This is a genomic window from Vreelandella sp. 162(4c), assembly GCF_058152265.1.
Genome location: NZ_CM176981.1, coordinates 4378339 through 4393285, shown reverse-complemented (window position 1 = coordinate 4393285; position 14947 = coordinate 4378339). Strand labels below are relative to the sequence as shown.

The following is a 14947-nucleotide window of genomic DNA, read 5'->3' as shown; positions in this document are numbered from 1 at the left end:
AGCAGAATATCGGATCGGTACGCCCAGCCTTGGTGGGCCTCGTTTTGTGACGATATTGGTCTAGAGAAGCGTTATCTGAGCCGTTTGACTGGCTACCTGCGCTCCTTGGATAGTCATTAACTTATCACCTGAACGACACAGCTTTGTCACTTAGGCGGGCTACCGTTGCATTGTAAGTCACAATAAAGTGAGCTTATACATTGCAGAAGGTGATCCAATGGAGCCTATTCAATCCTCTGACTTAATGCTCCGCATCGAGAAAATGGGGGTGACATATCCTGGGAATGTCCTCGCACTCCGCCCCACCACCGTCGATTTCCACAAAGGGGAGTTTACGGTACTACTCGGCCTTTCCGGTGCGGGTAAATCGACGTTACTGCGTTCTCTCAACCACTTGGTGCGGCCCAGCACTGGCAAAGTGATCTCGGCCGAGCTAGGTGCGCTCGAAACCCGGTCTACGGTACGCCGCCATCGGTGCAAAACCGCCATGGTTTTCCAGCACCATCAGCTCATTGAACGCCATACGGCGCTCCAGAATGTGCTGACCGGTCGGCTTGCTTACCACAGCACCTGGCGCAGTTTGTTTCCGCTACCCAGGCAGGAACAGGCGCTTGCTCTGCACTGCCTGGACCGCGTAGGCATGGCCGAGAAAGCGCTTACCCGGGTCGATCAACTCTCCGGCGGGCAGCAACAGCGGGTGGGCATTGCGCGTGCCTTGGCGCAGCAGCCCGCCATGATATTGGCGGACGAGCCAGTGGCCAGCCTTGACCCGGCAACCTCTGAGCGAGTGCTAACGCTACTGCGAGATATATGCCGTGAGGATGGTATTACCGCCATTATTTCACTGCACCAGCTGGAGTATGCCCAGCGGTTTGCTGACCGCATTATCGGGTTAGCGAATGCCCAAATCGTTTTCGATGCGGCCCCCTCACAGTTACAGCAACGCCACCTGAACGAGATCTACCACGGCACGCGCGGAGCTGTGACCGACGCCGCTGAGACCACCGAACCCAACCCTCAAACCACCACTCCCTCCCCGATAAAACTGGAGATTGCCCAATGAAACCGCTATTCAGCTTTTTCTTTGCCATCTGTCTTATGTTTGGAATCGCCATGCCGGCCTTGGCGGCGGACCCTGATCCAAATCCGGATCTATTAAAAGTCGCGCTACTCCCCGATGAAAACGCTTCTGAACTGATCAAACGCAACCAGCCATTGAAAGAGTATCTTGAAAGTACCCTTGGGAAAGAAATTGAGTTAATCGTCACCACGGATTACTCCTCCATGATCGAAGCCATGCGCTTTGGTCGCATCGACCTCGCCTACTTCGGCCCGCTCTCCTATGTGATGGCAAGAAGCAAAAGTGAGATCGAACCCTTTGCCGCCATGATTGTGGATGGCAAGCCCACCTATCGCTCCATCATTATTGCCAATGTCGATTCCGGCGTTGAGTCCTATGCGGATATCGAAGGCATGAAAATGGCCTATGGCGACCGTGCCTCTACGTCAAGCCACCTGATTCCCAAAACCGTGCTGCTTGAATCGGCGGGGCTGGAAGCAGGCGAGGACTATGAAGCCCATTTCGTTGGCTCCCATGATGCCGTGGCGGTGAACGTGGCCAATGGTAATGCGGATGCAGGCGGGCTATCGGAAGTGATCTTTGAGCACGTAATGGACCGCGGCCTGATAGACCGCAACCAGGTTAGGGTGTTGGGTCACAGCGGGGAGTACCCTCAGTACCCTTGGGCGATGCGTTCCAACCTGGACCCTGAACTCAAGCAGCAGATCCAGGATGCCTTCATCAGCATCGATGATGAAGAGATTCTGGACAACCTAAAAGCCGAAGGTTTCGCCGTTATCACGGACGCCGATTACGATGTGATTCGGGAAATGGGTAGTCTGCTCAACCTCGACTTCGGCAAGATGTAAGGGGGCATGATGAATCCGTCCAAAACAGTGCCGCCACCCCTTTCATCGCTTTCTCCTGACGCCGTGTTGGACGAACACGCCCGCGGCTGGCGGAGCAAGCTCTTCCAAGCGGGCTTGGTGCTGGCAGTGGTTCTTCTGGCGAGTTGGTATGTAGATCTGCTGGATTTTCGCACCCTGGCCAACGGGGTGCCTGCCATCGCTACCCTAATGGGAGAATCCCTACCGCCCGACTTTACCAACGCCATGGATTGGATAGCGCCGCTGGTCGATACCCTTGCCATGAGCATTGCCGGCACGGCGATAGCGGTCACTGCTTCCGTACCCCTGGCGTTCCTGGCCGCTCGCAATACCTCGCCCCACCCCGTGGTATTCCACGTAACCCGCACGCTGCTGAACGCTCTTCGCTCGGTGCCCGAGCTGATTATGGGCATTATTTTCGTTGCTGCCGTGGGGTTTGGCGCCTTACCGGGCGTGCTCGCGCTCGGCCTTCATTCTATCGGCATGGTGGGTAAATTCTTTGCCGAAGCGATCGAGCATGTCGACCCAGCCCCGGTAGAGGCCGCCAATGCCGCTGGCGCGACGCGATTACAGGTTCATTGGCACGCGGTGCTCCCGCAGGTGCTTCCGCAGTTTGCTGATGTCTCTATCTACCGCTGGGAATACAATTTCCGCGCCTCTACGGTGATGGGCATGGTGGGGGCTGGCGGGATCGGCTTCGAGCTAATGGGCTCTTTACGCGTCATGCAGTACCAGGAAGTCAGCGCCATCCTGATTGTCATACTCGTTATGGTGACGATGGTGGATAGCCTTAGCGGCCATCTTCGTAAGAAATTCAAGTAAGGAAATCAAATGAAACCAAGGGTTTTCATTACCCACCGGGTACACAACAGTGTGTTGGAAAGGCTGGAACAACACTGTGAAGTGATCACCAACCAGTCAGCCACTACCTTGACCGCCGCCGAGGTAAAGGCCCGCGCGGCAACCGCAGACGCCATGATGGTGTTTATGCCGGACCAGGTCAGCGAGGAATTTCTAGCGGGCTGTCCCAAGCTGAAAGTTATTGGTGCCGCCCTGAAGGGATACGATAATTTTGATGTGGAGGCCTGTACGCGTCATGGCGTTTGGCTGACCTTCGTGCCGGATCTGCTGACGGTGCCAACGGCTGAGCTAACCATCGGGCTAACCATTAGCCTAATCCGCCATGTCCGAGCGGCCGATGAGTACGTTCGTTCCGGCCAGTTCAAGGGATGGCAGCCCACGTTTTATGGGCTGGGGGTTGCCGGCGCGACCGTGGGTATCGTCGGCATGGGTCCCATCGGCCAGGCAGTGGCAACACGGCTCCAGGGGTGGGGCGCGAGCTTGCTGTATTCTCAGCCAGACGCCTTGCCCGCTGCTGAGGAGGCCGCGCTAGGCGTGGCGCGCAAGTCGCTTGAAGAGCTGCTCGGGCAAGCCGACATTGTCATTTTGGCCCTGCCGCTCAATAAACAAACCCTGCATACCATGAACACTGCGCGCTTGGCCCTGATGCAACCAGGCGCTTTTTTGATCAACCCATGCCGGGGTTCTGTAGTGCAGGAAGCTGCCGTTTTGGAAGCATTGGAGTCAGGGCAGTTAGGCGGCTACGCAGCGGATGTTTTTGAAATGGAAGATTGGGCTCGAGAGGATCGCCCGCAAGAGATTTGCCCCACCTTGCGAGCACATCCCAACACGCTATTTACGGCACACATTGGCTCTGCCGTCCAGGATGTGCGGCTGATGATTGAACAGCGTGCTGCCGACAACATTCTTCAAGCGTTACAAGGAGAATGCCCTCAGGATGCGGCTAATTCGCCCACTATCACTGAGACAACTCCATGCTGAACTTGGTCTGGCTGAAAAGTTTTACCACACTGGTTCAGCACCGACGTTTTCAGGCCGCCGCCCAAGCTCTCGGTATCGCACAACCCACGCTTTCACAGCACATTCAAAAGCTCGAAGAACAGCTAGGTGCCCTGTTGATACGCCGCAGTAAAACGGGTTGCGAGCCCACCAAAGCAGCCCTGGCGCTTATGCCGCTTGCGCTTAGTATGTTGCAACTGGACGAGCGTGCTCGAGAAGTCGTTAGCGGTACGCGTTTACGCGTAGGGGCAAGTTCCAACATCGGTATTTACATGCTCCAGCCCTACGTGAGCACGTTCAAGAACATTCCGGCGGTACCTGAGCTGGATCTTGTGATTGATAACAATCCTAACATTGCTAGACAACTGACTAGCGGCGAGCTGGATATAGCGGTGATGGAGTGGTGGCACCCGAAATCTGGCTTCCAGGCAATGGATTGGCGACAGGAGCCCGTGGTGTTAATTACTTCACCCGATCACCCCTGTGCGGAATGGCATGAAATAGACCGGAAAACCCTCGCAGGAATGAGCCTGCTGGGCGGTGAACCCGGAACAGGTACGGGCCGGTTGCTGGCGAGTTTCTTCGGCGAAAGAGGGCCGTTCCCGAAGGTTTCAATGCAACTGGGCAGTACCGAAGCGGTTAAACAGGCTGTCAAAGCAGGCCTGGGCGTATCACTGGTGCTGGCGGCTTGCGTCGAAGCGGAGATCCGAGCGGGCACTTTGTGTGCTATCCCGGTCAGTGATGCCGGGCTGGCCAAGAACCTGAGCGTCATCTGCCCGGAGACGCTTGCACGGCAACCGCCAGTTTCCACTTTCGTCAGCCATATATGTCAGTGAAAAACGAGTGACATCTTTAGAGCCAGGGAAGGCGTATGGGCAGCTAAGAATAGGTGCTATTGAGACCCGCCCCCGCAAGCTTCACTGGAGCGTTACTCGGCATCGTGCAGCCGCACGCCTTCACTTTCGCTCTACAGAGCAATGGCGGCGTCATCGTCGTTGATGGTCATGATGCGGTAGTGCATCAGGCGGTTCTCATTGGGTGGCGGCATCGTTTTGTTCGTTCTGCTCGTCAGGGTTGTTGAAGTGATCCCTCTGCTCTGCCCATTTCAATAAGGCATCCAGCGCCGGGCAGAGCGTTTGCCCCCATTCGGTCAGGCGGTACTCCACTTTCGGCGGCACCTGGGGATAGACTTTGCGCGCCACGATGCCATCCGCTTCCAGCTGGCGCAGCTGTTGGGCGAGCATTTTCTGGGAGATATCGGGGATGAGTTTTCCTAAATCGGAGTAGCGCTGCACTTTTCCATCGAAGAGATGAAAGAGAATAATGAGCTTCCAGCGCCCTTCCAGCATTTTTAATACATTTTCCACATCGCTTGCGGCGGTAGCGGGCGTATAAAGCTTTCTCATGGGTGAGCCACTTACCTTTTTGTGCGTTCTTGATAACGCGTCAGTCTAGGCAGAAGATTCTCGCATATTACCCCCTGCGAGAGATGACCATCATGAGTTTGTCACTGCCAGACGCGATCACTACTTACTTCAGCATCAGCAACGGTGCGGATGCCACCCACATTGCGGATTGCTTCACTCAAGATGCCTGTGTGTTCGACGAAGGCGAGACGCACCGCGGGCGACCCGCTATTCAAGCCTGGATGCGCGCCACCCGCGACAAGATTGAGTATCGCGTCGAGCCGGTCAGTGTTTCCCAACAAGGCAACACGATGGTGGTTACCGCCACCGTGACCGGCAACTTCCCCGGCAGCCCGGTTCAACTTGACCACGCTTTCCAGCTTGCCGAGTCGCAAATCCAGTCATTGGAGATCCACTAATGAACCTGAACTTGAACGGGCGACGCGTATTGATCACCGGGGGCAGCCAAGGGGTTGGCGCGGCCGCGGTGGCACTCTTTCGCGAGGAAGGCGCGCAAGTGCTAACAACCGCCCGTACTCGCCCCGCCGACCTGCCCGATGAGCTGTTTGTAACCGCTGACCTGACGACGGCCGAAGGCTGTGCCACGGTAGCCGATGCGGTCAACGAACGCTTGGGTGGCGTCGATATTATCGTTCACGTACTGGGTGGTTCATCCGCCCCCGGCGGCGGGTTCGCTGCCCTTGGGGAGGAGGAGTGGCAGCAAGAGCTCGACATCAACCTGTTTCCCGCCGTGCGGCTGGATCGCGCCCTGCTGCCCGGCATGCTGGCCCAAGGCGATGGGGTGATTATCCACGTGACCTCCATTCAGCGTGAACTCCCCCTGCCCGAATCAACCACGGCTTATGCGGCTGCCAAGGCGGCGCTATCCACTTATAGTAAGAGCTTGTCAAAAGAGGTGTCACCCAAAGGGGTGCGCGTGGTACGGGTGTCGCCGGGCTGGATCGAGACGGAAGCCGCCGTTGCGCTAGCCGAGCGGATTGCCCAAGAGGCAGGCACCGATTACGCAGGCGGCAAGCAGATCATCATGAATTCGCTGGGTGGCATCCCGATTGGCCGCCCTTCGAAGCCTGCAGAAGTGGCCAACTTGATTGGGTTTCTGGCATCACCGCTGGCGGCCACTATTACGGGAACGGAGTACGTGATCGATGGCGGCACTGTGCCCGTCGCTTGAGGGCGATGGTGAAATGGAGATTGCCTATCTTATGGCGCGAATATCGTCGATATCGACCGGTCTTGAGAGCACCGACTTATAGCGGATCAAGTCATCCTTGAACATCAAAGGAAGCTCCAGGCCTAGTAAATTCACTGTTTCATAGCGGGCAAAATCAATATTGAGCGGCACCCAGGCCTGGCTGGCTGCATCAAAAATTTGCGCGCCGTCGGCGTTGCCAACCTCCACCTTGATGCCTTCATACTTGAACTGGACATAGGTTAAATCCCAGCCCTCCTCGCAGTAGTGCGTAGCGGGCTTGGATATGTTCGCTTGGCCAGCCTGCACCACCGTCAAAAAGTGCTCGCTGGGTACGAACAGGTCAATATCGTTCAACGCTCGTTCAGAGCCATACCCCTTTGCTGCGAGCCCTCCGCAGATTTGAAAAGGGACATTTCTATCTCTCAGTACCCCCACTATCCATTGAGCCGCTAACTGATGCACGTCTTCTCCTTCTTTTCTCATATAGCGCCAAGATTATTGCGCAGGCCTGGAATCGCCACTCAATAGCTCGCCGAGGCTAGCTATTGCTTGCGCTTAACTCTTTAAACATAAAGCTCGATGAGGCCGGGCATAGTCCCGCGAACTGTGGTGTTTCAGTGATAGCTTTCGGTGCCTGCGAGCGAGATAACTCCGCATACCCTAGCCGTTTAAACAATTCACCGGCAGTGGTGGTGAGAAGATATAGCGCTTTTAGGCCACTGCGAATGGCCCACTCTTCAGCGTAGGCGACAAGCTGTTGGCCGAGCCCCTTCCCTCGATGGGCTACGGGAATCGCAAGCGAACGCAGAAGCCCGATGTCACCGTGCACCTCAATCCCTATCACGCCTAAAAGATCGCCTTCTTGGCGCAATCCAAAGAAGCAGACATCGCCATTCACCCGCAGGTCAACAACGGGTAAATCACAAGCAGCCAAGAGCGCAGTGACTTCTTGGTTATAGGCAATGTGCTCCATGACTCTCTCCTAAAGTGCTAAAGCTAGCTATCACCCGACACAATCAACCTGACCACTACCCAGACCTTGAACGCTTATTGTCCCACAGCCGATTATCAATTATGTACAAGCATTCGGGTTGTGACCAATCAGGAGGGGCGGCATGACTAACCCAGGCCAGTTTCAATTTATCAAGACGGTGTTATCCGCCTTGGTAGCGCAACTCATTAGCCTGCGCATGGCGGTGTTGTGACTAAACTCAGGTCAGCCTCAATGCGAAGAGACGTAATCCGACTTGGCGAAAGCGGGCGGTAGGGCAAAGTTCTCCCGCATCCGTTTCGTTTCGGCAGTTGGCGTCAAGCCGAAAAGCCGTTTGAACTCCCGATTGAATTGCGAAGCACTCAGGTAGCCGACGGCGTGGCAAGCGGCCTCTGCCGTCATGCTCTGACGAACCATCAGCAGTCGTGCTTGATGCAGTCGCGTGGATTTAACGTACTGCATGGGTGAAGTGTGCGTAATGGCTTTGAAGTGATTAAGAAACGTCGGAACGCTCATACCGGCCTCGCTAGCCAGTTGCGACAGGTTAAGCGGCTGAGCGTAGGTCGCGTGGATGTGGCGTAACGCCTTGCCGATTTTCCCGAACTGCCCCTGCATTGCCAGCGCCGCACGCATGGCATTGCCCTGCGCACCGGTGAGCACGCGAAAATACAGTTCTCTCACCAGCGCGGGGCCGAGAATCTCCGCCTCAAGCGGCTGGCTCATCGTTTCGAGAAAACGTGTCACGGACACCCGCAACGCAGCATCCATGGGACTGGACATTAGGCTTTGGGCCACGTTTTTCTGGGTAGGAGACTGATGGCGGTCGATCTGGATCATCAGCTCCGCGGCGAGCTGAAAGTCCAGATGCATATATATGGCTAGCAGTGGGTGTTCTGGCGTCGCCTCGGTTTCCATCGTGAAGGGCACCGGCACCGCGACCGCCAGATAGTGCTGCTCGTCGTAAAGATAAACCTGATGGCCGAAATAACCCCGCTTTCTCCCCTGGCAAACAATCACGATACCGGGGTCGTACAGCACGGGAGTACGAGACAAGGAACGATCCGAACGCAGGATGCGCACGTCGGGCAGGGCCGTGAGGTTGTATCCTTCTTCCGGCGCCAGCGCTTGAAGCAGCGTCACCATGTGCCGCTGTTCAGCCGTCTGCGGAGTGGAAAGTGTCTTTTTCACGCGATACCGACTGGAATTATCAGAATAGGCAATAATATAAGAATTTTATGCCTGAAAGAAGGCAATACAAAGGGGTAATGTGCATCTTCCACTGATACACAGGAGCTATTTGCATGTCTACCAGCAAACTTTTACTCATCACAGGCGTCAGTAGCGGCTTTGGCCGGGCGCTGGCTCAAGAAGCACTTGCTACCGGCCATCAGGTGGTCGGCACGGTACGCAGCGAACGGGCCAAGCAGGCATTTGAGGCACTCAATCCGGAGAAAGCAGTGGGCCGTGTGCTCGATGTGACCGACTTCGATGCCATCGACGGGGTAGTGGCCGAGATAGAGGCAAACGTCGGAGAAATCGATGTTCTCGTCAACAACGCCGGTTATGGCCATGAAGGTATCCTGGAGGAATCCTCATTGGCCGAAATGCGTCGGCAGTTTGACGTGAACGTATTCGGAGCTGTTGCCGTCACAAAGGCTGTGTTGCCATACATGCGCTCACGTCGGCGCGGACATATCCTCAACATCACGTCTATGGGTGGTTTCATCACGATGCCAGGCATCGCTTATTACTGTGGTAGTAAATTTGCACTGGAAGGTATTTCGGAGGTGCTTGGCAAGGAAGTGAAATCGTTCAATGTTCATGTCACTGCCGTGGCACCCGGCTCGTTTCGTACCGACTGGGCTGGTCGCTCGATGTCCCGCTCGCCGCGCTCGATCTCCGACTACGACGCGCTATTTGATCCGATTCGTAATGCCCGGGTCGAGAAAAGCGGTCAGCAACTTGGCGATCCGGCAAAGGCAGCTCGCGCAATGCTGGACGCAATAGCCAGCGACACGCCGCCGGAGCATCTGCTGCTGGGAAGCGATGCACTAGCGCTGGTGCGCAGCAAGTTGTCGGCGCTTGCCGACGAAATCAGTGAATGGGAGACACTCACGCGCTCGACTGATGGCTGAAGGTTCAACTGCTAAATCCCTTCCCATGGGTCTGAATCGTCGGGTGGAGTCGTTTCGTCGTAATGAAGTGTTAGCGACTCTTTAGCAGAGGCTCCAGATTCAACTCTGGATACTTTTTCGACACATTCACAACATCATTGTGGGTTTCTGCGATGATCCACTCCCGCACCTGCTTGGCGGCCTCGCTTAGCGGCTTTTTGCGTGAGTGAACCAGGTGGCATAGCCGCTCGGTGGCAATCGCGGTTGGCGTGGCGGGCACCAGCGAGCCCGTTTCCAGCCAATGGGATGCGATATTCAGCCAGCCGATGGCGATACCTTGGCCCAGCAGGGCCGCCTGGATTACGACGGCATAGTCCGAAAATACCAGCGAGTGAGTGGTTCCATAAGCTTGCAGATGGAAATTGGGCAAAAGCTCAAACCAGTCTATGCGGCTGTCGCTGAGGCTAATCAGGGTGGTGGAGACATCGATGCCGGGCGATTCGAGTTGCTGCTTTCGATAAGCCGGGCTGCAGACCGGCACCAGTATCTCCGGCAGTATCAACGAGGCGTCATGCAGGATGTCCTCCCCCGTGACGAAGCGAATCCCCAGGTCAACATCCTCGACCGAGCCGCTGACCGACCCCGATATCAGTTGAAAGCGCAGATCGATATGGGGTAGCTGCGCCTGCAGCCTGTGCATGCGCGGCATGAGCCAATGGGTGGTGAAGGCGGTTGACACCGATAACGTGACGGTTTCAAGCCCGGTGCTGCGCGCCCGGATTTCCTGAATCGCCGCTTCGATATTGTGAAAGCCGTCGATCACCCCTTGATAAAGTATCTCACCACTCTCCGTCAGCACGGTCTTGCCAGGCGTCCGCAAGAACAGTTTTACCTCCAGATACTCCTCCAAAAGCGCAAGCATTCGGCTGACCGCCGGTTGGGTAACCCCCAGTTCGGCGGCGGCTTTTGTGAAGTTACCGCAGCGAGCCGCTGATTCAAAAACAAACAGGGCGTTGGCGCTGGGTAGTTGTCGGCGCAATGTTGGCATAACTTGAGCTTATGATAACACCAAGATTTTCGCAATTGTCCCCGGACATCTTATCTGCTGTACTCAATGTCAACCGATAGGCATCACAACAATGAAAGGTGATAAATCCTATGGATGAGCGAGATAGCGTGGGTGTCTCCATACGTTCAATCAGTAAGCAGTATGGCAGCACGGAAGCCCTGAAGGACATAACCTTAAATATTGAGCCAGGTGAATTCGTGTCGCTGCTGGGCCCTTCAGGCTCGGGAAAAACGACCTTGCTTGGCGCCTTGGGCGGGTTTGTCATGCCGTCATCAGGGTCGGTATGGGTCGGTGATCAGGACATGACCTACATGCCGCCCCACAAGCGCAATATCGGCATCGTTTTTCAGAGTTACGCGCTCTTTCCTCACATGAGTGTCGGCGAAAACGTCGCTTTTCCCTTGCGGGCTCGTCGACTGCCCAAGTCAACGTGGCCGGAGCGAGTTAAACAGGCGCTGGCCATGGTCGAGCTTGATGGCTATCAGGATCGTGGAGTGTCTCAGTTGTCAGGCGGCCAACGGCAGCGCGTCGCCCTTGCCAGAGCAATCGTGTTCGAGCCTCGACTGATCCTGATGGACGAACCGCTATCGGCGCTGGATAAGCAGTTGCGCGAGACGATGCAGATTGAACTGCGCCGCTTGCATCGCAAGCTTGGGGCCACCGTGGTGTATGTGACCCACGACCAGCGTGAGGCGCTGACCATGAGCGATAGGGTCGCGATCCTCAAGGATGGTGAGCTGGTACAGATCGGCGCCCCCGAAACGCTGAACAACAACCCCAAAGACTCCTTCGTGGCCAGCTTCATCGGTGATTCCACCCTACTCCCGGTAACCCGCATTGATGAGCACACTGTCCAGCTAGGCACTCATACGCTGCGTTCTGCCAAGCCCATCGCTCCCCATGCTGAGCTACTGCTGGCGATCCAGACCCAAAAACTGCTGATAGATGACGGCCAACATGAACCGGACATCAATCGCCTGCCATGTCGGGTCATGGAGGCCGTATACCAGGGCGATAGCCTGAGACTGTTTCTTGAACTGGAAGATGGAACCTCAATCAGCATGCGGCAGCCCAGTCACCATACGGCACTGCAAAAGATTCCACCGCTCGGCGAGCGTCTGAGCGTGGTACTGCATCCAGAGGACACCATTATCGTGCCTCGTGCGGGATGCGCCCCTCCGGCGGCAAACGTCGCCTGACATAACTTCAAAGCACCTCAGAAAGGAGTCATTCACGATTATGGAACTTTCCAATTTTAAAGTTCTTACCTTCGATGTCGTGGGCACGCTGATCGATTTCGAAACCGGTGTACTGGATGCTATCCGTCGGCTGGGTGGAAGTGCTGCTCAGGAGTTGAGCGACGACACCATTTTCGAGGCCTACAAACGTGGGCGGGATCGCTACCCTGGCCGTTCGAGCAGTGCCATGGCAGATGTCTACCGCTCGCTGGCAGAGGAGTTGAAGCTGCCTGCGGATTCGGTTTCAGCCGATACCTTCCAGTTGGCGGTGTTTCGTTGGCCCGCCTTCGCGGATTCAGTGGCGGCACTGAAGCGCCTGCGCAAGCACTATCGTCTGGTAGCAATGACCAATGCCGACCGCACGGCATTCTCCTGCTATTCGCATACCCTTGACGATCCGTTCGACGATAGCGTGACCTGCGACGAGACCGGCGTGGCTAAGCCCAACCCTCAATTCTTCGCTTACAACCGTGGTCGTCAGGAGGCTCATGGCTATAAGTTCTCGGAAATACTGCATGTTGCCCAGAGCCAATACCACGACATCGGAATTGCCAAGGAGCTGGGTTACACCACTTGCTGGATAGAGCGTCGCCAGGGCCAGTCGGGATTCGGCGGTACACCGGAACCCGCACAGGTGACAAAGCCTGACTTTCATTTCCCCACGCTCAAGGCGTTGGCCGACGCCGTAGAGAAGGTGTGATATGAGTGGGCCGCAGCCAGCATCCCAGATTGCTTCACTTTGGCGTGACACGGCGCGTGTCGCGCCTGGCGTCGGGAGCCTTTCCAGTGACAAGGCGGTCGATGTTGCCATCATCGGGGGCGGCTACACGGGATTGACAGCGGCCCACCGGCTGGCCGAAAGAGGTGTCCAAGCCATCGTGGTGGATGCCAATCCTATCGGCTGGGGGGCAAGCGGTCGCAATGGCGGCGTGGTATCCGCCAAGTTCCGGCTATCGTTCCCCAGCATCGCCCAGGCCCACGGCATGCCAGTCGCCACTGCCATGCACCGGCTCTGCCATGAGGCGGTGGATGAGGTGGACGCCCTGATTCAGGAGTATGACCTGAAAAGTGCCCGTTTTACGCGCTGCGGCAATCTGCGCTGCGCCCATACGGCCAGGGCATTGGAAGCGATTACCGAAGAAGCCGAATGGATGCGGCGGGAATTGGGTGATGATTCGCTGCGATGCCTTTCCGCTGGCGAGGTGGCAGAAGAGACAGGCTCCCACGCGTTTACGGGGGGAGTGCTAGGGCTTGGCGTCGGCACCTTGCATCCGCTTGACTATGTGCGGGGCCTAGCAGAGGGAATTAATCGACGCCATGGCGAGATCGTCTTCGAGCGAAGTCCCGCTAGCCATATGCGCCGCACGGAGGATGGTGTCCGCATCACGACACCAGGTGGTGAGATCAAGGCGCGTCAGGTGATCCTGGCAACGAATGCCTATTCGGATATCACCCCGGTCAGTGCTGCTATCAAGTCGCGCCTGGTTCAGTTCAGAAGCTCGATCATTGCGACTGAGCCGCTTCCGGTGGCGCTGCAGAGCCGCCTGATGACCAAGGAGAGAAGCTACGGTGAAACGCGCAGGATGATGCGTTGGTTTCGCAAGGTCGATGGCCGGGTCGTATTCGGCGGCCGGGGAGCATTCGGTAAAAATGATTCCCAGGCGGCATTCGACTCTCTGCGTAAAGCCATGGTGTCGCTCTTTCCAGAGCTTGCCGATATCAGCATCGCCTACCGCTGGTCGGGGCATGTGGGCATGACGCTGGATGCCCTACCCCATGTCGGCAGATTTGACGACAGAGTTTGCTACGCCGCCGGTTACAACGGCGCTGGAGTGGCTATGTCGACTTTACTCGGGCGTTTGGCGGCGGACTATGCCATGGGCGAAAGCCCTGACATGGCGCTGCTTGCGGCGGAGCGGCTCCAGGCCGTTCCGTTTTACCCCTTGCGTGAAGTCGGTATTCGACTGGTAGCGGGTTACTACCAGTTCCTTGATGCAATCGGGCGCTGATTGGGCGTCGGAAGCATTTACTCAGTTGGAGATCGCATGATGAAAGATACTAACTGCTTGAAATACCTGTTTGGTTCTTCAGTAATGGTCATCGGTGCGCTTGGCGCCGGGCAAACGCTGGCAGACGGCGAAATCACTTTCGTCTCCCAGGGTGGCGCGTACCAGGAAGCACAAACGGTTGCCATCCTCGACCCGGTGGCCGAGGCGCTGGGCATCACCATTATCCAGGAGAGCGCCCCCGACGCCTGGCCGATGATCAGAACCCAGGGCACCACCGGCCAGGCGGTGTGGGATGTGGTCGACACCCCGCCGTTGAACTGTGTGCGGGGCGGCAATCAAGGACTGATAGAGGAACTCGACTTCAGCCAGATTCCTAACGCCGAGTCGATGCCCGAGGAGTACAAGACGCCCTACTCGGTTGCCTACGAGTTCTATTCCAGCGTACTGGCCTACAATCCAGAGGCCTTCGATGGTAATCCGCCACAAAGCTGGAAGGACTTCTGGAATGTGGAGGAGTATCCCGGTAACCGTTCACTGCGCAACCACCCGCTAGGAACGCTCGAAGCCGCCTTGATGGCTGATGGTGTTGCACGAGAAGACCTTTATCCGCTGGATGTTGACCGGGCCTTCGCCAAGCTCGAGGAGATCAAACCGCATATCACCACCTGGTGGACCTCCGGCGGGCAGTCGGCGCAGCTGCTCTATGATGGCGAAGTGGATATGTTGATGATGTGGAATGGCCGAGTTAGCGCCATCATCAATGAAGGCGCTGACGCTGACTTCACCTATAACGATGGGGTTTTGCAGAACACGCATCTGTGCATTATCGAAGGCGCGCCCAATCAGGATACCGCCGTCGAGTTCATCAACGCAGCCATCGCCCCTGAGTATCAGGCCAACCTACCTCTGCATATCGACTACGGCCCCGGAAATCCGGCCGCCTTCGATACGGGCAAGATTCCTGATGAGCGTGCCAGGGAGTTGCCGAGTTTCCCCGAAAATGCCGAGCGTCAGGTGTTGATGTCATACGAGTGGTGGGCTTCCTCGGCAGGTGAACAAGCGGAACGTCGCTGGCTGGAGTTCATGCAGCGATAAGAGCG

General features: G+C 56.6%; 17 protein-coding genes. 12 read left to right on the top strand and 5 right to left on the bottom strand.

Annotated features, from left to right (window positions below; translation table 11 throughout):
- Nucleotides 1-217 precede the first annotated feature (217 nt).
- Genes phnC through AC4EYZ_RS20250 form a run of 5 tightly spaced genes read left to right on the top strand, consistent with a single transcriptional unit; the run spans nt 218 to nt 4643 of the window.
- Nucleotides 218-1063, top strand: coding sequence for a phosphonate ABC transporter ATP-binding protein (phnC, locus tag AC4EYZ_RS20270; RefSeq protein WP_022522626.1), 846 nt, complete (start codon nt 218-220; stop codon nt 1061-1063).
- Nucleotides 1060-1929, top strand: a complete 870-nt coding sequence (phnD, locus tag AC4EYZ_RS20265) for a phosphate/phosphite/phosphonate ABC transporter substrate-binding protein (protein WP_022522625.1) — start codon at nt 1060-1062, stop codon at nt 1927-1929. Before phnC ends, phnD begins: the two co-directional genes overlap by 4 nt.
- Nucleotides 1930-1938: 9 nt before the next feature.
- Nucleotides 1939-2769 (top strand): phosphonate ABC transporter, permease protein PhnE, encoded by an 831-nt coding sequence (gene phnE / locus AC4EYZ_RS20260; protein WP_027960098.1) that lies wholly within the window; start codon nt 1939-1941, stop codon nt 2767-2769.
- 9 nt (nt 2770-2778) lie between these two features.
- Entirely contained in the window at nt 2779-3789 is a 1011-nt protein-coding gene (locus AC4EYZ_RS20255) for a phosphonate dehydrogenase (protein WP_022522623.1), read from the top strand.
- Complete coding sequence (locus AC4EYZ_RS20250) at nt 3783-4643, top strand: LysR family transcriptional regulator (RefSeq protein ID WP_009287603.1); 861 nt, start codon at nt 3783-3785, stop codon at nt 4641-4643. The genes AC4EYZ_RS20255 and AC4EYZ_RS20250 overlap by 7 nt, the downstream gene beginning before the upstream one ends.
- A 195-nt stretch (nt 4644-4838) precedes the next feature.
- Here the strand turns inward: AC4EYZ_RS20250 and AC4EYZ_RS20245 are convergent, their stop codons facing one another.
- Nucleotides 4839-5213 (bottom strand): winged helix-turn-helix transcriptional regulator, encoded by a 375-nt coding sequence (locus AC4EYZ_RS20245; protein ID WP_022522621.1) that lies wholly within the window; start codon nt 5211-5213, stop codon nt 4839-4841.
- 92 nt (nt 5214-5305) lie between these two features.
- Here AC4EYZ_RS20245 and AC4EYZ_RS20240 point away from each other — a divergent pair, with 92 nt between their 5' ends.
- The gene (locus tag AC4EYZ_RS20240; protein ID WP_022522620.1) at nt 5306-5632 is read left to right on the top strand and encodes a nuclear transport factor 2 family protein; all 327 of its coding nucleotides are present in this window, start codon (nt 5306-5308) and stop codon (nt 5630-5632) included.
- On the top strand, nt 5632-6405 hold the full coding sequence (locus AC4EYZ_RS20235) for an SDR family oxidoreductase (RefSeq protein WP_022522619.1): 774 nt from the start codon (nt 5632-5634) through the stop codon (nt 6403-6405). The genes AC4EYZ_RS20240 and AC4EYZ_RS20235 overlap by 1 nt, the downstream gene beginning before the upstream one ends.
- Nucleotides 6406-6429: 24 nt before the next feature.
- Here AC4EYZ_RS20235 and AC4EYZ_RS20230 read toward each other — a convergent pair whose 3' ends face one another.
- From AC4EYZ_RS20230 to AC4EYZ_RS20220, 3 genes are all read right to left on the bottom strand, one after another.
- A complete protein-coding gene (locus AC4EYZ_RS20230; protein WP_278370026.1) occupies nt 6430-6888 on the bottom strand; it encodes a hypothetical protein in 459 nt (152 codons plus the stop codon).
- Between the two features lie 76 nt (nt 6889-6964).
- The gene (gene arsN2 / locus AC4EYZ_RS20225) at nt 6965-7399 is read right to left on the bottom strand and encodes an arsenic resistance N-acetyltransferase ArsN2 (protein WP_278370027.1); all 435 of its coding nucleotides are present in this window, start codon (nt 7397-7399) and stop codon (nt 6965-6967) included.
- 249 nt (nt 7400-7648) lie between these two features.
- Nucleotides 7649-8560: an AraC family transcriptional regulator gene (locus tag AC4EYZ_RS20220; RefSeq protein WP_161463210.1), complete on the bottom strand. Its 912-nt coding sequence runs from the start codon at nt 8558-8560 to the stop codon at nt 7649-7651.
- A gap of 158 nt (nt 8561-8718) precedes the next feature.
- On the opposite strand from AC4EYZ_RS20220, the gene AC4EYZ_RS20215 reads away from it, so the two are divergent.
- Complete coding sequence (locus AC4EYZ_RS20215) at nt 8719-9552, top strand: oxidoreductase (RefSeq protein ID WP_041158212.1); 834 nt, start codon at nt 8719-8721, stop codon at nt 9550-9552.
- Nucleotides 9553-9622: 70 nt separating this feature from the next.
- On the opposite strand, the gene AC4EYZ_RS20210 is transcribed toward AC4EYZ_RS20215, so the two are convergent.
- Nucleotides 9623-10579, bottom strand: coding sequence for a LysR family transcriptional regulator (locus tag AC4EYZ_RS20210; protein WP_342584899.1), 957 nt, complete (start codon nt 10577-10579; stop codon nt 9623-9625).
- Between the two features lie 110 nt (nt 10580-10689).
- Here AC4EYZ_RS20210 and AC4EYZ_RS20205 point away from each other — a divergent pair, with 110 nt between their 5' ends.
- Genes AC4EYZ_RS20205 through AC4EYZ_RS20190 form a run of 4 tightly spaced genes read left to right on the top strand, consistent with a single transcriptional unit; the run spans nt 10690 to nt 14942 of the window.
- Complete coding sequence (locus AC4EYZ_RS20205) at nt 10690-11799, top strand: ABC transporter ATP-binding protein (protein WP_474191142.1); 1110 nt, start codon at nt 10690-10692, stop codon at nt 11797-11799.
- A gap of 40 nt (nt 11800-11839) precedes the next feature.
- Complete coding sequence (locus tag AC4EYZ_RS20200) at nt 11840-12538, top strand: HAD-IA family hydrolase (RefSeq protein WP_474191143.1); 699 nt, start codon at nt 11840-11842, stop codon at nt 12536-12538.
- 1 nt (nt 12539) lies between these two features.
- Nucleotides 12540-13847, top strand: coding sequence for an NAD(P)/FAD-dependent oxidoreductase (locus AC4EYZ_RS20195; RefSeq protein ID WP_474191144.1), 1308 nt, complete (start codon nt 12540-12542; stop codon nt 13845-13847).
- A gap of 36 nt (nt 13848-13883) precedes the next feature.
- The gene (locus AC4EYZ_RS20190; RefSeq protein WP_474191145.1) at nt 13884-14942 is read left to right on the top strand and encodes an ABC transporter substrate-binding protein; all 1059 of its coding nucleotides are present in this window, start codon (nt 13884-13886) and stop codon (nt 14940-14942) included.
- Nucleotides 14943-14947: the final 5 nt, after the last annotated feature.